At 36.3% G+C, this 20400-nt stretch carries 16 protein-coding genes; 13 read left to right on the top strand and 3 right to left on the bottom strand.

The features are described 5' to 3' along the window. Positions 1–5: 5 nt before the first annotated feature. Positions 6–3770, top strand: coding sequence for a CARDB domain-containing protein (locus tag H4075_RS19970; RefSeq protein ID WP_182802577.1), 3765 nt, complete (start codon positions 6–8; stop codon positions 3768–3770). A gap of 80 nt (positions 3771–3850) precedes the next feature. Here H4075_RS19970 and H4075_RS19965 read toward each other — a convergent pair whose 3' ends face one another. From H4075_RS19965 to H4075_RS19955, 3 genes are all read right to left on the bottom strand, one after another. Then, positions 3851–4351 carry a response regulator gene (locus H4075_RS19965; RefSeq protein ID WP_182802576.1) on the bottom strand — a complete coding sequence of 167 codons (501 nt, stop codon included), beginning with the start codon at positions 4349–4351 and terminating at the stop codon, positions 3851–3853. Positions 4352–4394: 43 nt separating this feature from the next. Beyond that, the gene (locus H4075_RS19960; RefSeq protein WP_182802575.1) at positions 4395–5423 is read right to left on the bottom strand and encodes a reverse transcriptase family protein; all 1029 of its coding nucleotides are present in this window, start codon (positions 5421–5423) and stop codon (positions 4395–4397) included. Between the two features lie 255 nt (positions 5424–5678). Then, positions 5679–7142 (bottom strand): replicative DNA helicase, encoded by a 1464-nt coding sequence (locus tag H4075_RS19955; RefSeq protein ID WP_182802574.1) that lies wholly within the window; start codon positions 7140–7142, stop codon positions 5679–5681. A gap of 288 nt (positions 7143–7430) precedes the next feature. Here H4075_RS19955 and H4075_RS19950 point away from each other — a divergent pair, with 288 nt between their 5' ends. From H4075_RS19950 to H4075_RS19895, 12 genes are all read left to right on the top strand, one after another. Continuing rightward, complete coding sequence (locus H4075_RS19950) at positions 7431–8144, top strand: hypothetical protein (protein WP_182802573.1); 714 nt, start codon at positions 7431–7433, stop codon at positions 8142–8144. Positions 8145–8208: 64 nt separating this feature from the next. Then, entirely contained in the window at positions 8209–8577 is a 369-nt protein-coding gene (locus H4075_RS19945; protein ID WP_182802572.1) for a hypothetical protein, read from the top strand. A gap of 90 nt (positions 8578–8667) precedes the next feature. Beyond that, positions 8668–9066 (top strand): hypothetical protein, encoded by a 399-nt coding sequence (locus H4075_RS19940; protein ID WP_182802571.1) that lies wholly within the window; start codon positions 8668–8670, stop codon positions 9064–9066. Positions 9067–9148: 82 nt separating this feature from the next. After that, the gene (rmuC, locus tag H4075_RS19935) at positions 9149–10549 is read left to right on the top strand and encodes a DNA recombination protein RmuC (protein ID WP_182802570.1); all 1401 of its coding nucleotides are present in this window, start codon (positions 9149–9151) and stop codon (positions 10547–10549) included. A 141-nt stretch (positions 10550–10690) separates the two neighbouring features. Beyond that, on the top strand, positions 10691–12181 hold the full coding sequence (locus H4075_RS19930; RefSeq protein ID WP_182802569.1) for a DUF2779 domain-containing protein: 1491 nt from the start codon (positions 10691–10693) through the stop codon (positions 12179–12181). Positions 12182–12259: 78 nt separating this feature from the next. Beyond that, the gene (locus H4075_RS19925; RefSeq protein WP_182802568.1) at positions 12260–13732 is read left to right on the top strand and encodes a hypothetical protein; all 1473 of its coding nucleotides are present in this window, start codon (positions 12260–12262) and stop codon (positions 13730–13732) included. An 11-nt stretch (positions 13733–13743) separates the two neighbouring features. Continuing rightward, positions 13744–14646 (top strand): septum formation initiator, encoded by a 903-nt coding sequence (locus tag H4075_RS19920; protein WP_182802567.1) that lies wholly within the window; start codon positions 13744–13746, stop codon positions 14644–14646. Positions 14647–14667: 21 nt separating this feature from the next. Continuing rightward, positions 14668–17196: an Hsp70 family protein gene (locus tag H4075_RS19915; protein ID WP_182802566.1), complete on the top strand. Its 2529-nt coding sequence runs from the start codon at positions 14668–14670 to the stop codon at positions 17194–17196. Positions 17197–17328: 132 nt separating this feature from the next. Continuing rightward, a complete protein-coding gene (locus tag H4075_RS19910) occupies positions 17329–17733 on the top strand; it encodes a hypothetical protein (RefSeq protein ID WP_182802565.1) in 405 nt (134 codons plus the stop codon). Beyond that, entirely contained in the window at positions 17734–19551 is a 1818-nt protein-coding gene (locus tag H4075_RS19905; RefSeq protein ID WP_182802564.1) for a protein kinase domain-containing protein, read from the top strand. A gap of 21 nt (positions 19552–19572) precedes the next feature. Beyond that, positions 19573–20091 (top strand): tellurite resistance TerB family protein, encoded by a 519-nt coding sequence (locus tag H4075_RS19900; RefSeq protein ID WP_182802563.1) that lies wholly within the window; start codon positions 19573–19575, stop codon positions 20089–20091. A gap of 4 nt (positions 20092–20095) precedes the next feature. Further along, the gene (locus H4075_RS19895) at positions 20096–20398 is read left to right on the top strand and encodes a DUF6804 family protein (protein WP_182802562.1); all 303 of its coding nucleotides are present in this window, start codon (positions 20096–20098) and stop codon (positions 20396–20398) included. Positions 20399–20400 lie beyond the last annotated feature (2 nt).

Genomic DNA, 20400 nt, shown 5'->3' with positions numbered 1-20400 from the left:
TTGCAATGGGAAGATTGCTATACACTTGTGTGTGTTTTTTTGTGCTGAGTATGCTAGCCCAATTTTGTTTTGGGCAGGCAAAAGACTCAATTTTTCCAATTCTTCAGCCATGTGGAGCTGGTACACCGTCTTTAAGTTGGGATCGTGATTTTAATAAACGACTTGTAAATTTTGAGAAGGCCAAAATAACAGGACGTTTCTCATCTACGAATTATGTCATTCCGGTTGTAGTTCATGTTTTACATGGCGGAGAGGCAGTTGGGGAGGATGAAAATATTTCATGGGATAGAATAAAGTCCCAAATAGATGTTCTTAATGCTGACTTTTCTGGTAGTAATTCAGATGTCATTAACACTCCAGGTAATTTTCAATCAGTCATCGCAGGTAACACAAGAGTACAATTCTGCTTAGCAAAAACAGACCCTGATGGAAACTTATTGCAAGAACCTGGAGTGAATCGAATAAATTGGAAGGCCAAAGGGTGGGATATTGTAGCTGGCACTCAAAGCAGGGAAGTTTTTACAAATTATTTCGAGCTTATTATAAAGCCAAATACAATTTGGGATCCTAAAAGATATTTGAATATTTGGGTATCTGATAAGAAACAGTCTTTAAATGAGATTCTAAGTGGATACGCTCGATACCCGACATTTCCAGATACAACGACATTTCCAGAGTTGCCATTACAGTCCTTTAATATTGAAACAGAAAAAACAAGTGGTATCTGGATATATAGTAAATATTTCGGCATTAATAAGGTAATATTTAATCTCCATCCTTTAGGAAGAGTTGCAACCCACGAGATAGGTCATTGGTTAGGCCTCTATCATACTTTTGAAACATTTAAACAAGACGAAGCTGGCAACACAATCTTTGAATGTCAAGGGGGTGGTCAAGATGGATATTTAGTGGGTGACAGATGCAAAGATACTCCACCTCAATATAGCTATAACTCCAGTGAATGTAGAGATAAATATGATACATGTCCTGATCTTCAAAATTTACCCGATATGGAGTGCAATCATATGGGCTATTCTCCTGATGATTGTCATGTGATGTTTACATTGGACCAAGCTAAGAGAATTGAAATGACGATGGCTAATGGAATATTTAGAAAATCGCTTAACTCTTCAATGGCATGTTCGGATTGTCCGGAGCTTGTTATTGTTGACCAATCAACTCCTAAATCAACTGTAATTCCAGGTGAAACTATTTCGATAAGATTTAAGGAAAAAGCTAAAGGAGTCGTGAGTGCTGGACCTAACATTGTAAGTCTTCATTTATCTTCTAACAACATTCTTACTCCTGGGCAAAATGGAGATTTGTATTTAGGGGAAATATCGGTAACTCAAACACTTCAACCCGGAACTCAGACAGAATTATTGAATTTAAATGTTACAATTCCATCAAACACAACGCCTGGTTCATATTACATTTTTATTTCTGCTGATGGCACTAATATTATAAGCGAATGTGTAGAGGATAACAATTTTGCAACAGTACAAATAACAGTTTTGGGCAACTGTTCTGATTTAATCGTAATTGACCAATTTACAAATCCTTCATTAATTAACTCCGGGCAAACAATATCGATTGGGTGTAAAGTGAAGAATATCGGTAATACTTCCGCCAACGCTCCTCATTTTGTCAACATTCATCTTTCAGAGGATGATGTATTAACGCCAGGCTTAAATGGGGATATATACATTGATGAGATGGAGGTATCTGAAATTCTTTCTATACAATCTTCTTCAGCAAGTCTTTCGAAACAAATGCAAATACCTTCCTGGATTCCAACGGGGACCTATTATGTTTTTTTCGCTGCTGATGGAAGAGGTCAGATTGAGGAATGTGATAATACTAATAACTTTGCTACCACAATATTGAACGTAGTTGCCACATCACAACCGACATCTACAGGCCAGCCTATTAAAGCATATTCGTATTGGTTTGATAACGAATTTGATAATAATGTCAAAGTTTCAAACCTCTCAGCCAACAATTACGAATTAAAAGCTTCCATTCCTATGGCATCTTTAAGCCCGGGACTACATACAATTAACATTGGTTTTTCGGATCGATTTAATAGACATAGCAGTTATCTTTCAGAAACGATATATAAGATAAATCCATTGACTCCTGCAGGACTGTCAAAATATGAATACTGGATAGATGATAAGTTTGATGAGAAAGAACTTGGCTTTCTTCTTCCTGCTTCAGAAGCATTTATAATTCAAAATATTTCCTTAGAAACTTTATCTTCCGGGCTTCATACATTTAATATACGGTTCAAGCCTGATGGAGAACATTGGAGTTCAATTAGCACATCTTTAATTTATAAACTTAACCAAAACATTCCAACTGGAGGCGCACAATATGAATATTGGTTTGACAATAATTACAATTCCAAAATTTCAACCGGCGTATCTAGTAGTTCAAATTATTTCTTAATAAATGATATCGAATCTGGGAATCTTGCAACTGGCTTGCATACACTTCATTTCCGATTTAAACCAAATGGTAAGCATTGGACAACCGCAACCAGCGATTTTATATATATACAGAATTCAACTTTAGGGAAAATTAAAAAATTTCAATACTGGATTGACGATGACGTTAAGGATAGCGTCTCTTTAAATTTATCCGAATTTGACGATATACAAATCTTGTCAAATCTATCCGTTAAAAATATCGAACCTGGATTGCATGTATTACACACTCGATTTGAAAACAGCGTTGGAGTTTGGAGTGTGATAACTTCTTCTTTCTTCTATAGAAGCTTAAATGCCGAAGCAAAAGAAAAAAAAGTGAAAAGGTATCGGTATTGGTTTGATTCTAAAGTATCCGATACAACTGTTGTGGTCTTGGCAAGCCCAAGTAGTGATTTTGAGTTATTGAAGGATATTTGTACATCTGACTTATTAGTAGGTAATCATATAGTCAATGTGCAATTTCAGGATTCATTAAATAATTGGAGTTCAATAATCACAACCTCTTTTTACAAAGCTCCTCCGTCAGGATTGTTGATTAAAGCAAGCGGGCCTACCACTTTCTGCGAAGGCAGCAATGTAATATTATCTGCTATGGATTGCGGAAGCTGTACTTATCAATGGAGCAATGGATTAACTACAAGAACAATTACAGTTAATCAATCAGGTAATTATTATGTTTCTGTGAACATAGATAATTGTGTACAGTTCTCTGATACTTTGAAAGTCGTCGTTAACAAGAAACCTGATTCGCCACTGCTTATTAATGGCAGCACAAGTGTGTCAATTGGCCAGTCAACTAGTTATGCGATTTCCAGTACTGCTAACGCAACAGGGTATTATTGGACGATAAGTGGCGGTGGAAATATTATTAACGGACAAAATACCAATTTGATAAATATCAATTGGACATCAATTGGTAATCATACTGTATCGGTAAGAGCTTTAAACACTTGTGATAGTAGTGATGTAAGAATACTTGATGTTCAGGTTTCGTTTCCAACAAGCACAAGCAACGTGGAAGATTTGCATCAGCTGTTTGTAACTCCAAATCCAAACTCAGGGCTCTTTTATTTACATATTAATGGTGCCCAGTTCAAAAATGTTTCGTTTCAGATATTAAATGTGCTGGGCCAAACACTTGTGACCGATAGAGCTAATATTAATTCAGAAAATTTCATGCACTATGTAGGTATCAGCAATTTACCAAATGGGTTATATTTCTTAAAAGTGAATATCGGAAGGAGTGAATACGTTCTTAAGATTATTAAAAACGAATAGTGAATCTAACATGATCGGATTTGTGGTCGTTAAACTGTTTAGGCAAGCACAAGCACTTTTAAGCGCTTTTATATATCTAGCTATTCATTGCTCTCCAAAGCCTTTTCAATAGCTTTCAATATTTCAGTGCCTTCAACATGTTTTCCTAAAACGGCTGAAAAGAAGTTATTATCTACTGCTTGTTTAAAAGCCCGACGGTTTTCCCGATAGCGCTCATAATACTCTCTGTCATTATCTGGGTTTTTTATCATAAGCTCTTGTATATCTTTCTCAGATAGCTCGTAGGAGGGGTTTGTGAAACTCAATAGAATAATAGGGATCGGCTTGAAATATGAATACGAAGATTCGATTGAACGAACGGAAAGTGAAAAATCATAACCATTCATACCAGGATGAATAAAGTCTGTAATGATTAAATCAATCTTCGAATTACTTTCTATCGAATTAAATACATATTTTAAGCAGGCATCCGGATGCTGAAACCTAATAAAAAGAAATCGTTCTTTTTTTGGGTCAACAAGCTTCATTACTGCATCTGGATATAATACTTGATCATCTAAATAAACAATCTTATTTCGCATATTTAGTAAGACTTAAGATAAATAAAAGCGCTTTTATCAGATTCTACATGTAGGTGTTTTTAAGAGCTATGAATCTTTTATATAGACCTTGAAGAACAGGTTCTTCTTGTTTAATTTGCTGGAGAAATGCCAGTTTTCCGTGAACAGAAGCTTTAAAGGAAGTATACATATCCAGTCTGTTTTGATAACGATGAAGTTTGCCGGCATAATACCTGGTCGATGCTATATCAATTCCGTTGGATTCCCAATCATGTAATATCGACCTCAACTGTCTGATATATTTCCGGTTCACATTTAGCTTGTTATTAACCTTGATACCGGTAACATATTGAGCGGATTGTTTTGATTGTAACCGTACCTTCTTATCATTGATCATGAAGCCATGATAAATAATAATTTTCTTTATTGCTTCTGTCATATGATCATTGATAAGCTCTCCCGAGAAAGTAAGATCATCAGCATAACGGGTATAAACCAGCTTATTTTTTATGCAATACTTATGTAAAGCTATATCGGTTTCGTAGAAAATAATATTGGATACAATGGGTGATGCAGGACTGCCTGCAGGTAATATCCAATTTCTGGTTAATAATAAGCTGATGATACTGGCACCTTCATCTGAATACATCTGGAAGGGAAGCTTATTAAAAGCGCTTTTAATAAGCTCTGCATTAATAGAAGGGAAGAAGTTTTCAATATCTATATTAAGTACATAAGGACGATCCAGGTGTTGAGTTGCATTTGTTAAAATATTCCTGCTTGATGTTTTTTTATTTGACCGGATAAAGCCATGTACATATGCCGGAGCATACTCATGATAGATTCTTGTGAGATATATTGATAATCGCTTTTGTATGTCTTTTAATGGCCGTGAAGGCGAATGAATAAGTCTCTTTCCTCCTTTTCTTTTTGGGATAGGGAACTCATGATATCTTTTGGGTTCATCTAATACATGTTCGATAATGTCCGTATCGATGTTTATTAGATGCGATAGATCATGTACACTATTAAAGTGTAAGAACTGCTGTATCTGCAGGTCAGTAATCTTTCTATGAAATGGTTTTATCTCCATAAAAATAGCCGGGACTTATCAATTATCTGAACCACCATATCAATAAGGCTTGGATGCGGAGGAACGGAGCAGGCAAGCCTTATTGCAAGGCGAAGCCGTCCTGTAGTTCCCATATCTCCAAGGGCCGCAGTTACACAGCCACAAAGCGTTTGTTTTTTAGGTGTTAACGCTCATAATGAGTTTGTCCCGGCATAATCAGTTGTATAAATTTTCAATTGATTTATAAGTTAATACCTGAATTGACTTCTGAGTTAATTAGAAAGGCGTATCCTCTTGATCTAAGTTGTTTACATCTTTTTCATATTTTTTCTTTTCATCCTGAAAGCGTTTAGACCATTTCCCCTCCGATTCTTTGGCTTCAATAATTTCATGGAGTTGATCATGCAGTTTGTCATAAGGTATGAAGCGTTGATTATGCAGTAAAGCGCTTAAATGAATAGTATCAAGTATCCCTGTTCTGTTTTTAGCAATACGTAAATGGGTTTCTCCCGTAACGCCTTCGCCTGAACTATCTGTCAGTACTTCATAATATTCCGGTCGATATAAAAACATCACGACATCTGCTTCTTGTTCTATTGATCCGGATTCTCTCAGGTCTGAAAGCATTGGTATGCGTCCCGATGTTCTGGTTTCGACATTTCGGTTAAGCTGTGAGATCAGAATAATCGGGATCTTAAATTCATAAGAAAGCTCCTTAAACTCTTTCATGATATGAGTTAGTTCTTCATCACGATACCTGCCTTGTTTACTTTTCAGGTATTGTAGATGATCAACAAATACTATATCGATGGGATTTGCAGAATGTAAATGCAGAGATTCTCTAACGTCTTTTACAGTGCCAGAGGGCCGGTCGTCAATAATGATATTTTCATTAGTCTTTTCATCAATTTGGAACTGATTAAGTAATTCCCATTCCTTTTCATCCAGTACTCCTTTAGCAATATGCTCCAGTTTGATTCCGGATTTACAAGCCATGATCCGTTGACTCAATTGATCGGCACTCATTTCGTGCGAAAAATAAATAGCACGTCGAGGCTTTTCTGCACTGATGCATACATTCAGCATCAGGTTAATTGCAAATGCAGTTTTGCCAACAGAAGGACGAGCTCCAATTACATAAAGTCTGCCCGGCTGTAATCCATTGATTGCAGCATCCAACTTCTCAAACCCTGTTGAGAAACCTGATAGTTGATTTGCTGTATCCTGGTTTAGTTTGAATCGCTCGGTATGTGATTTCCACAGATCCTTCAGCGTATGTTCTTTATTTTTCGTTGTATGAGCTAACAGTGAAGAGGTCATTGTATGAATATCATTTAACAGATCCAACACATCGAATGCAGGGTTTTGTAAATCATGTTGCGATTTTTGAATGATAGTATGAAACTCTCCACGAATGGATTTCCTGTGTATGATATTCATATAAGAACCCATCGCCGATGCATCAGGTTGTATATCGGCTAACTCCCTCAAACGAGCTTCGGCATTCGTATTTTCTCTTCCTGACAATTCCTTCAGCGCAAACAAAACAGTCGACGGTCTTATCTGATCATTCCGTTCAACAAGCAACTGCATGGCCGCATAAATCTCCTGATGCTCTGGTGCGGAGAAGCGGGTACTGGCAGTAATAATGTGGGCTACCCGAAAGTATGTATCATGATCGTTCAGGATAACAGCAAGAAACTGTTTTTCTACTTCTATGATTTCATCAAGTGGACTCATTTCGCTGGTTGTATTTGCATGAAATTGAGATTATTTAATTCACAGTACAGCACCTGTGAATAAATACAAAGTCTCTTTTTATCCACAGGAATTAGTTGTGAAAAACTTTGTGCGACTGTGAAAATAAAAATCCCAATTCTGGAAAACTGCGATTGGTGAATTGCCGTAATAAATCTATTTTATAGTCTCACATATTATGTGCAAGCTAATCGGCAACATTGCAACCTATTTGCAATGTGAGAACTTTCTCTTTTTTTAGTTTATGAATTAGCTACCAACTTTGTAAACATGGAAGCATCTGAAATAAATGAGTTGTCGGTTATTATTGGGAAAACCAGTAATAATGAATTACGTCAGATTCCACTTTCCCAACTTCCTCATCTGTTTCTACTTTATAGTGATCAGGAACAGCTCTATCACTTTTTACAATGTTTGCTTACAAACTGGGAGAACAGTATAGCAAATAATGAGATAGGATTTGCCTTAGCGATGTCTGAAACGAACGTAGTAAAGGTGTTTGGGAGTAATATCTCAACGCTGCCTTACCCATTCTATAACAGAACGAATCCTGATCAGGGATCAGTCGCATCTCGTTACATTTTTATGCAGGATCTGCTGAAGGAGTTGAAGAAACGGAAGAGAAATTCATCCAAGAAGATGAATCGAGTCGTTCCACTGATTGTTATCTCCGATGATATTTTTGAATTGGTTATCACAAATCGAAAATACACAGGCCTGTATTTTTTACAATTGCTGATCGAGGGGCCTGCATACGGTATACATTTTATAATTGCATCTATCAGAGTCTACCGAAATTTGATGAATCAGTTGATGGCAGTAAATCCTTTACTGAAAGACGCATTCCGAAAACTTATACCGGATTATGATTTCTCTATCAACCAGCCCTTAGGTTCCGAATTAATTATGACACCTGAAGACCTCTACTTCTTCAAAACAAGGGAGCAGATAGATTACGACCGCTACTTCCCTGCCGAAAATTAAAATTTGCTTTGCAAATAGGTTACAATGTGCCCATCTAGATTTGTATCATAAATCAATCGGACACATGTTTATTGTAATCCAACTTAACCAGCAACAACCTGAATTCAGAATGATCATGCAAGGCGCATTTGCAGGCTATCAGATTCTAAGCAAACAAATTACAGTTGAATCGAACCAGCAAATGAAATTGGATATCGGTTGGCGTAATCTGCCGGTCCAGAGAAGGATTCTTTCACCGGGTGTTTATCTGTTTAATCAGGAAGTAAAGACGGATAGCTTTCATGCCTTGGAGTATTACCCGGCCGATACCGAGGTGAAACTCCCGTTCGAATCAATAATTACCAACTATCAGGAATTATATATTAATACAGCCGATCAAAAACTTTTGGATAATGAAGCGGTGTCGGTTTTATTGGAAATAGATACGGAGTAACTCTTTTTTTGCATAGTAGCTTTATTTAATGGTTTTGTTAAGCTGTGTCAAACACCTTTTGTACTTTCAACAAACCTATTCTTACCCGATATGTCTCTACAATTTGACCTCGATCAATTGATTCAATCCGACGTTGAACTCTCTACTTCAATTGAAGAGCATGGCGTTACATTGCTTCATTGTTCGTATACCGCACCTTCTATTTATCTCATGGGCGGCTGGGTTTGCATTTGGCCCACAACTTATTTAGTAAATGAAAACAGCTGCGAACAACTTCAACTAATCCATGCGATCAATATCCCCGTCTCGCCGGAACGGAAATATTTTAGCAGCAGTGGTGAACGCTTTTCATTCATCTTAATTTTTCCTAAACTGCCGGATGATTGGACGGTTTTTCATCTGCATGAACATACGGCAGACGATATAGGATTTGGATTCAGAAATATCCAACGGAATAATAGCGGTATTTATCGACTTACTATACGGTAAATAATTTATAACGTTACAATTTTCACTTTGCAAATAGATTGCAACCTGTTCCATTAGATTTGTTCTTTATTAAATTTCTTTTATGACAACATCTATGCTGTACATTATCTTATCCCTTATTTCTTTAGTAGTTGGCGTTTTAATTGGTTGGTTTATTAGTCAGAGCAAAGCTGGCAAATCTGTAGCCTTGCTAACTGAAAAATGCCGACAACTTGAAAGCTCAAATAATGAGTTGTATCAACTGAATCAAAAACTGAGTATTGAAAAGGAGGATTACTTTGGTCGTTTTCAGTCAATAGCCGGTAAAGTATCCGTACTTGAAGAGGAGCAAAATAGAGCGCAGCAAATGCAGCTCGATTATCAGGCTGCATTAAATCAACTTGCTGCCATGAAGGAGCAATTAAATGCTGCTAACGAGAAGCTTCTAACACAGAAAGCAGATTTAGAAAAACTAAGTGACACCTTTCGATTTGAGTTTAAAAATTTAGCACAAGGGATTCTGGATGAAAAGACGCAAAAATTTACAGAGGCGAATGAGAAAAACATGAAGGCTATTCTTGATCCCCTTAAAACCGAAATTGGTGATTTCAAACAAAAAGTAGAAGAAACCTATGATAGGGAAAGTAAAGAACGGTTTTCTCTTGGGCGTGAAGTGCAGAAACTAGTTGAAAGCAGTCAACTGGTTAGCGAACAGGCACACAATTTATCAACCGCATTAAAAGGGAATAAAAAGCTGCAAGGTAATTGGGGCGAAATGATACTCGAAACAATTCTTGAAAATAGTGGGTTAATTAAAGGGCAACATTTTCAGGTGCAGGATTTCATCAGGGATGCTGCAGGTGCGATTATTAAGGATGAAAATGGGAGAGGATTACAACCCGACGTAACGATTTATTATCCTGATGAGCGTAAGGTAATTATTGATTCAAAAGTTTCACTGATTGCATATGAGGCTTCAGTAAGTGCAGATCTTCCGGAAGACGCTGCGAAGATGATGGATGAACACGTACGTGCAATAAAAGGTCATGTAGATGGCTTGAGTAAAAAGAACTATCCGAAATACGCCAAAACACTCGACTATGTATTGATGTTTGTGCCTATTGAGCCGGCGTTTTTAGAAGCAGTGAAATCGGATCAAACGCTTTGGAAATATGCATACGATAAAGGAATTATTTTGGTTAGTCCTACTAATCTGCTGGCTATTTTAAAGATCGTCGAAGAAATGTGGAAGGTTGATAAGCAAACAAAAAATGCAGAAGCAATAGCAGAGCAGGCCGGTGCTATCTATGAAAAATTTGTAGGCTTTTTGCACAATTTCAAATCAGTCGGTGATTCTCTTGGTGCAGCCCAACGAACATATGAAGATGCATACAAGCAATTGGCAACTGGCAAGGGAAATTTTTCACGGCAGGTGGAACGACTCAAAGACATGGGTGCAAAAACAGTGAAACATATTCCGACGGATTTTTTGTTGGAGGAATAGAAGAAACTAGGCAACACTGACAGAATTTCTGTTCATACTAAATGATTGCATTTACACAGTTATGTTATAAAACCACACGGTAATTAAAATAATGCTCGATTATTGAGCTGATGCTTGTGAATTATTTAAATTCATCTGCCCATGCACTTACCAGAATCCAAGCGCCATTTACTCTCTAAGTCAACCTGCATGATGGGTATCCAATGCCCGAAGCGGTTATGGTATTATCGAAAGCGTCCAGATCTTCGACCGGAAATTTCAGCAGCTCAACAAATGGTATTTCAGAAGGGAACTGATGTTGGTCAATTGGCACAACAGCTTTTTCCTGAGGGGAAGGATGCAACTCCAATCGATTCATATCATTATGCTGAATCTATTCGCCAGACATACGAGTGGATTGAAGCGGGTGAGAAAATAATTTATGAAGCGACTTTTCAATATGATCGTGTAATGGCGGCGATAGATATCCTGGTATGCAAAAAAGGAAAATGGACAGCATATGAAGTAAAAAGTACTACAGAGGTAAAAGATCAGCATATTAAAGATGCAGCTTTACAGTATTATGTGATATCAAATGCCGGACTAACTCTCTCTGATATTTATATTGTTCATTTAAATACTGAGTATGTTCGACAGGGTGAGTTAGATGTTACACAACTCTTCAATACCGTATCAATTAAGAAAGAAGTTTTGGCTTTGCAGAATGAAGTGGAAAACTGGATTGCTGAAAACAAACGAGTACTGGAATTAAAAGTGGAGCCTTCGAAAGATATAGGTACACATTGCTTTGATCCTTATGAGTGTGAATATATGGAGCATTGCTGGAGCCATGTGCCAGAGGTGTCTGTATTCAATCTAAGCAGAATGAAAGCTATGAAGAAATTCGAATTGTATTACCAGGGTATTCTGGAATTTCACCAATTGCCGAATGGCTATCGATTGACTTCTTCACAGCGGTTGCAGGTTGAAACATATCTCAAGGATTATATACAAATCGAAACAAACGAATTGAGGAACTGGGTACAGCAGTTAAAATACCCCTTAGTGTTTATGGATTTTGAAACCTTTATGCCGGCTGTTCCTCTGTATAACAACAGCCAACCCTATCAGCATGTTCCTTTCCAGTTTTCGGTGCATGTGCAGGAAGTTCCTGATACACAATTGAAACATTATGAATTCCTGGGCAAACCGGAAGCTGACCCCAGGAAAGAATTTATTAATCAGCTGATTGCCGCCACAAAAGGGAAGGGTCACATAGTGGTATACAATAAAGCATTTGAAAGTTCTCGGCTCAAAGAGTTGCAGGATCTTTTTCCCGAACACAAAACCGATATCGATAAAATGTTGAAGCGCATTATTGATTTGATGGAGCCCTTTCAAAAGAAATGGTATTACTCCCCTTCAATGAACGGATCCTATTCGATCAAATCTGTTTTACCAGCCCTTGTTCCTGAGTTGAGTTATAAAGAATTGGAAATTGGTGAAGGTGGATCGGCTATGGCAGCATATGAGGGGTTATTGAATATAGATGGTGCGGCTGAAAAGAAGCGAATAAGAGAGTCATTGCTTGAATATTGTAAGTTGGATACGCTGGCGATGGTGAAGATTTTAGAAAAACTTGCGGAAGTGTAGATAACCAAACGGATTATAGGTTTTTACAAACTGTTGTTTCTTTAAAGCAGATTTAATATTTTACGCTAATTTGAAAATATGGACCTAATAAAAAATAACCCTTACCGCACCTTAGGTTTACTTGCTGGAGCAACTGCTAGAGAACAATCTCGGCAGATTACTAGGCTTAAACAATATCTGGAAGCTGAACAAGAGCCAAAAGATGATTTTAGTTTTCCTGTTATAGGCACTTTTAATAGAACTCTTGATAGTGTAAACGATGCGTCGTCAAAACTTAATTTAGACATAGATAAGATGAATGCTGCTTTATTTTGGTTTTGGAATGGTAACCCAATAACTGATGAAGCTGCATTTGATGCTTTGAAAGATGGAGATACCGATACTGCAAACCAGATTTGGGATAGGCTAATAATAGAAATTAAAGATGACGGTAAGAGATTTTGGAAGCCTGTTACTGAAAAAAACTACTCAGCTTTTCATAATTGCTTTGTTTTAAATACGATAAAGCAAAATGGAAATCTACAGAGAGGCATAATAGCAAATTTATATTTTCTTGAAAGCGATTTAGTGCAAAAATTCGTTTCGTCTGTGACTGATGAAACATATAAAACAAGCAAGAAGGATTTACAGTTAGCTTTTCTAAATCATCTTTATCAGGACAAAGGGGTTCCCAAAAACAAATTGCTTGAAATTGTAAACAAGATTAAGTTTTCTGCAAAAGAAGATTTCCTGAGGCAATCTATTCAACTGCTATCAAATCCAATAGAGCAAAAAATTGAAGCAACAAAAAATAAACGTAAAGCTAACAAGGGGAATGGAGCAAAAGCAGGTCAGGAACTTTTCGAAACAACGAATAATGAACTTGCTCAATTAAAGGCAACCTTGGGAGCTAATGATCAGAAATATATTTTGATAGCGGACAAATTGGCAAATGAAATTCTCCAATGCAGTATTGAATTTTTCAATTTCTGTCAGGAAAAGCATGAAAGCACGAATTACTTTGAAACTGCAATGAAGCTTGCAAAAATAGCAGAAGGGATTGCAGTGGGTAATCTTGCTAAAGAAAGAGTTGCTGATAGCATTCAAACGCTTGAGGAAATGAAGGATAAAGAGATTTCGGATGCGATCACATTATTACAGTCTATTAAAAGTGCATACGAAAGCAATAAGATAAAAATCGAAGCACAGGTTCGTTCAATGCCTTTGGGCTTCAATCAAACTATTAATTGGGATAAGGTAAATCATGCTATAGAAAATTCTGTTGATTGGGACAAGGCTGTAAATCTGATTCAGGAGATAATACCCCAAAAAAATGTTGATAAAATAAAAAACATAAGCAATCAAACTAAAATCAGCCAATACAAGAACCTGGTAAATTTTGTAATGAGTAAACTGACGTACTTACAAAAAGCTAAAATCAGATACATCAGTTATTGGGAAGCTCCGGGACCAGCTATGCCCACAGCAGGTGATATCGAAAAAATTCCTGGCTGGATAAAATGGGTTGCTGGCATCATCATATTTTTAATCTTACTACAAACCTGCGATTAAATAAACATTAAATGAAAATTATAGCATTCGCCATTTTTCTGTTTTCTGCATTTGGATCTTTTGCCCAGAATATAGCCAAAGAAGATTTAGAGAAAGAGATAAAGCCTTTGATACAAAAGGTTAATTCGCTTCAATCAGAAAACAGTAAACTAAAATCTGAAATAGGAACTTTAAATTCTAAACTTTCAAATGCTAACAAAAGTATTGACAGTTTAAGAACAAAAACACAAGATAATAGCAACGCTATTACCCAAACAGCAAATCAACTTGGAATTCAAATCAAGGAGACAGGAGACAAAAACGAAGGTAAAATCACACAGGTTTCAGAATCATTAAGCAAGAATTCACTTTACGGAATTATCGGAGTGCTATCAGCGATATTGCTTTCAGGGCTTTTGTATTGGCTTTTGAGGAAGAGACAACAAACAGACAAAACGGACTTTATTGATCAATTGAGCAAAACAAAATCCTCTATTGAGGAAAGTTTGGTAAAAGAGTTTGGTAAGCAAACTGAATTAATGGATTCTCAAGTTCAATTAATTGAGCAGCAGAAAGCTACATTACAAACAATGCCCAGCGCAGAGCCTGACCATTCGTTGGCTTTAAAAGTTGCAAGTGAAATCAATCTTATAGAAAGAAACATCGCCCTGATGGATTCAAAAACGAAGGGGTTGAAACAATTACAGGCATCGGTAGGAAAACTGAAAGATAATCTTTCAGCCAATGGTTATGAAATGCCTGATCTGTTAGGCAAACAGTTTCATCAAGGAATGAAAGTAATTGTAACAAGCACAATTCCTGATGAAAATCTTGATAAAGATTCAGAAGTAATTACAAAGGTTCTAATACCGCAAGTAAATTACAATGATAAAATGATTCAAACTGCACAAATTGAAACTTCAAAAGGTTACTAATATCTCAAAATAATTTAAAGAATGAGAAATAAAATTGATTACGGCATTGACTTAGGAACAACTAATTCGGCAATTGCAAGAATGGAAAACGGAGTTCCAATCATTAAAAAATCGGACACACTAAAGGATACAATGCCTTCTTGCGTTCATTTCAATAAAAGACAAGATATTTTGGTAGGCGATACTGCCTACAATGTGATGAAAAATGACAATACAAGAGCGTTAAAAACTCTTGAAAAGGGCAAAACAAATTCATTTATTGAATTTAAAAGAACTATGGGAACAACTCATAAATATGAGTGTCCTAATATGAATAGAGAATTTTCATCAGAGGAACTATCCGCAGAGGTTTTGAAAAAACTAAAATCTTTTATTCAGGACGAAAATATGTCATCTGTTGTTATTACAGTCCCTGCAAAATTTTTAAATCCTCAAAATGAAGCAACAATGCAAGCCGCTAAACTTGCAGGTTTCAAACATATTGAACTACTTCAAGAACCAGTGGCTGCCGCCACTGCCTATGGTCTTGATGCTAAAAAGAAAGATGGTTTTTGGTTAGTTTTTGACTTTGGAGGAGGAACCTTCGATGCTGCAATTCTAAAATCAGATGAAGGTATATTGACTGTTAAAGATACTGATGGAGACAATTGGCTTGGAGGTAAAAACTTAGACGAAGCAATTGTTGACCAAATTATCATTCCAAATCTTCAACAGAATTTTGCAATTGATGGAATTTTAGATGATGCAACACAAAAAGAAGTATTAAGAAATGCAGTGAAAGCCTTTGCGGAAGAAGCGAAAATACAATTGTCATTTAAGGATTCGCATAACATTCTTTCAAACTTAGGAGATTTGCCGTTTGAAGATGAAGATGGTAATGAACCTGAAATTGATGTACTGGTAACTCAAAAGGATATGGAGAATGCGTTATCTCCAATATTTCAAAAAGCAATTGACATTACTAAAGAATTATTAAAACGTAACAATTTAAAAGGATCTGACCTTGGAGCACTGATTTTGGTTGGCGGTCCGACTTATTCGCCAATCTTACGCAGAATGCTAAAAGAGCAAATTACAGATAAGGTTGACACTTCAGTTGACCCAATGACGGTAGTTGCGAAGGGCGCTGCATTATTCGCCTCTACAATTTCTGTGTCAGATGAAGTAAAGGAAACAATAAGAGATAAAACCAAACTTCAATTAGACATTAAATACGAAGCTACTACTGTTGAATTGGACGAAATGATTAACCTGAAAGTTTTGAAAGAAAAAACGACAGGTACGTTCCCTGAAAAGATTTATGCAGACGTAGTTCGTTTTGATGGAGCATGGTCAAGTGGCAAAAAACTAATTGGAGAAAAAGCTACAATTGTAGATGTGCTCTTGGTTGAAGGCCGTTCCAACTCTTTTGAAATTAATGTTTATGATGAAGCTGGTAATAGATTAGAATGCCAACCGCACCAATTCAGCATTTTACAAGGTATTGGTGGACTCGACGGAATGCAGGTTCTTCCATATCATATAGGAATTGGTAAATGGTTTCACGCCGACGAAAAGGATTTGTTTCATCAAGTAAAGGGATTGGAAAAGAGTAAAAAAGTTCCTGCCACAGGCGTAATTAATGGTTTGAAAACTAGAAGTGCAGTTAGACCTGGAATGATTAATGACATCATTCGTATTCCTATTTATCAAGGCGACTATAATGCAGAAGGCACCAATCCGGTTTTAAACAATGAAATATTTGAAGTGATTATTAACGGAGAGTCATTGCCCGCCTTGCTTCCTGAGGGTAGCGATGTAGATATAACGATTAAAGTTGATCGGTCGCAATTAATGAAGTTCACCGCCTACTTTCCTTTATTGAATCATACCGAAGAATTGGAAATTGAAATTAAGCAAACCGAACCACCAACCGAGGAATCGCTGTCAAAGGAAATTTCAAAGGCAAAACGCACCGCACAAAAAGTACATGCCGCCGACGTTGCAACAAAGCTAAACGAACTGGAGGAGCAATTAGAAAATGAAAAAGGAAGTGCGGATGGTAAAATGAAAATACTTGATGGGTTGCGAAAAGAGTTATTAAAATTGGATGGTGCGGAAAAACTGGCAGAATGGCCAAAAGTTGAACAAGAATTAAAAGATACTTTTTACGAGTTAGAGGATTTGATCGAAAAAATCAAGGAACATAATGTTGATGAAAACTTAAATATCAATAAAGTTGAAGCTCATGTTCAAGATTACAAAAAAAATATTGAGCACGTTATAAAGGAGAAAAATTTGAGAGAGGCAAAAGAACTAGTATTGGAAATAGCCCGTTTAGATTGGGAACTTCGAAATATAGTAACAGGAAATGCAGGGGATGTACAATGGTTAAAGCATATTGATAGTGAGTTTAATACGTACCATTGGAAGGATAAAAACAAAGCAAGACAATTGGTGAATCAGGGTTTGCAAATGGTTACAGCCGGTAAAACAACCGCTATCAGGCCGATTTTGATTCAAATCTTTGGCTTGATGCCTGATAATGAAAAACCTGAAACATTAGGTTAATAAAAAACTACTGTTCAGTATAAGGTTTAGAGAACTGTAATAAGTGGATTTATTCAAAGAGTAAGTCTACTGGTTTGCAGAAAAACAAATAAAAATTTGAAAGCTAATTTCTTAAACAATAAAATGCTTACTATGAAATTCATGTTTCAATCTGTTGGATTTATAACTTTATTTCTGTTTGTGTCGTTCAAGGCTGTGTCGCAGGCAAGACTAACTATTAATAACAATTCAATGCGATCAATGACACTAAAAGTAATGAAAGGAGGTGGGGAGAAAGGGGTTCTACACCAAACAGTTACTATCAGTGCATATGGTAACGAAACAATTTATTTTTCGGACGGGGGTTATTATTTCACAAAAACGAAGGCTGTTTTAAAAGGGAAAGATCCGGTTTACCAAAAAGGACAACCTTTTAAAGTCACTAATGATGATACAGGTTATTCCGTTTTAACTCTAACATTTACAATTAAGGAATCGTCTGTACCACAAGTTACAGGTGGAAAAAAGATTTCAAAAGAGGAATTTGACAAAAACTAAATGAGTAGTCTAAATAAAGCCATATTAGAGAAAGGGTTCGTTCTCAGCGAAACTTATACAGTTTTACTGTTTATAAAGAAAAGCAATACTGCTGAAACCTATCGTGCAAAAGGGAAAGATGGGAATCTGTATTTTTTAAAGTTATTCTATTATGGGAATTTGAATCGATCAGCATTTGACGATCAGAATAATATTCTTGAAACTAGCTTTCTTAAAGCATTAAGGCATGAAAACATTGTTGGCTACCAAGATAGCGGGGAGATTATAATTGAAAGGAAAAAGTATGCTTTTCTGATTTTAAATTTTATTGCAGGCGAAGCATTAGCAGATAGAATAACCCGAGAACCAATTTCAACGATTTATGATTTGAAGGGAATTGCAGTTGATGTATTAAAAGGGTTGAGTTATTTACACAATTTGGAAGAGCCCATTATTCACAATGAAATTACGCCGCAAAACATCATGTTGGATATGTCAACTGATATTCCGCAAGCAAGATTAATTGATTTTGGCCATGCCCGTTCCTTTCATCAATCTTCAAGTTCGTATAATAAAACGGATCTCAACTTAGCCTATATAGCACCAGAGTGTATAATGGCAAATGCATATTCACCCCAATCAGATTTGTTTTCAGTGGGTGCTGTAATGTATCATTTACTTACAGGAACGCCCCCATGGTTTAAAGCAGTTTCAAAATTTCAGGAAGATCGCAGTAACGCAGAGGACCTTTTACAAAAGGAAAGAGAAAAGCCTCTACTTTTTCCAGGAAAAATTAATGAAATAATCGACTTTGACGAGTCCATTATCAAAATAATCAAAAAGGCCCTGCACCCAGACTTAGAATTTCGGTTTCAATCAGCAGATGAATTCATGCAGGCGTTAAGCGGTCAAATTGACGTAGAAGATGTAGATAAAATAAGAGTACAAAAATCCGAAAAGAGTGAGACCGAAAAGAAAACGCTATCTACTAAGCCAAAAGGAACTGGCTTTGACTCTATTGCAGGCATGAGTGAGTTAAAGAGATTATTAACAGTGGATGTGATTAATGCTTTAAAGGATCCGGAGAAATATAAGAAGTATGATGTGGCTTTTCCTAACGGTATCCTTTTTTATGGACCACCACGTTGCGGGAAAACATACTTTGCCAAAAAATTTGCTGAGGAGGTAGGATACAATTATATGTACATTAAGCCTTCAACCCTTAAGAGTCGTTATGTAAATGCAACCCAGGAAAATATTGCCAAAATGTTTGAGGAAGCAGAAAAGAATGCTCCAACGATCATTTTTATCGATGAATTAAATGAGTTGCTTCCAAACAGAGACAGCGATGTACATGAAATGACAAAAAGTGCTGTCAATGAAATGCTGGCACAAATGGATAGAACAGGCGATAAGGGAATATTTATCGTTGGGGCTACTAACTATCCACTGATGATTGATCCTGCTATTCTAGGTGCAGGTCGACTTGAAAAATATTTCTATATCGGACCACCTGATTTTGAGTTGAGGAAGTCATTATTTGAAGTTTATCTAAAAAAGAAACCTCTTGATTTTGGTATTGATTATGAAAAGCTTGCTAAAATGACCGAAAACTATGTAACCGGAGATATTGAGTTATTGGTAAACGAAGCAGCCAGATTTGCTTTAACCAATAATATGAGGGTTACAATGGACATACTGGAAAAGACAATTAAGAAGCAGAAGCCGACTGTTCCGCTTGCAGAGCTAAAAAAATACGAAGCAATGCGAAGGAAGTTTGAAGGCGGTGATGATGACGAAAAAACGAATGAACGAACACCAATAGGTTTTCGCAGATAATAAACATATAAAAGAATTTTTATGGACCACATTACATTCGACAAGCTATTACTAAAGACCGCTTTTTGTTGTATGGCCTCCGATGGACATATTGACAAAAGAGAAGTTGCCATTATAGAGTCCATGTGTGAAAAATCACCTTTGTTTAGCGATTTTAATTTTCACGATGAAATCAACCTCCTTGTAACAAAGCTTAACACAGATGGCAAAGAATTCATCAAGTATTATTTCGATTTATTAGATAAATCTTCCTTAACTGAAGAAGAAGAAATGAATTTGATTGATTTTGCACTTCATACAATTAATGCAGATGAGCAAGTTGAGTATTCGGAAGTCAAATTCTTTAAGAATATACGTCATCGTTTAAAAGTAAGTGATGACAAAATATTAAGCGTACACCCGGATATTGAAATCTATCTCGAAGAGGATCTTGTAACTGATTCCTTCCTTAGTAAAATTACACTTCAATATCTAGAAGGAACTGAGTTTCCAAAGTTTGAATTGATTAATACAATTCAGCCAGGTACTAAAGAAGAATAAAGTAATGAATATCAATCTTCTGAAAATTGTTTTGGCACTTTTGCTTTTTGCGTGTCTATTGCAAATGCCGTATGGCTATTATCAACTTGTTCGTTTTCTTGCAATGGCTTTCTTTGCCTACTTTGCTTACGAGACATTTTTAGATGGAAGGAAAAGTATCGCATTGTTGTATATTTTTCTGGCTATTTTATTTCAACCAATAGTTAAAATAGCGCTGGGAAGATTAATTTGGAATATTGTAGATGTGATAGTAGGAGTTGTTTTAATAATCAGTGTAATTAGTCAGAAAAAGAAACTAAATAATTAGCC

The sequence above is a fragment of the Lacibacter sediminis genome (assembly GCF_014168535.1).
GTDB classification, from domain to species: Bacteria; Bacteroidota; Bacteroidia; order Chitinophagales; family Chitinophagaceae; genus Lacibacter; species Lacibacter sediminis.
Note: the sequence above shows the minus strand (reverse complement) of the source record. Positions and strands in the feature narration are given on the sequence as shown.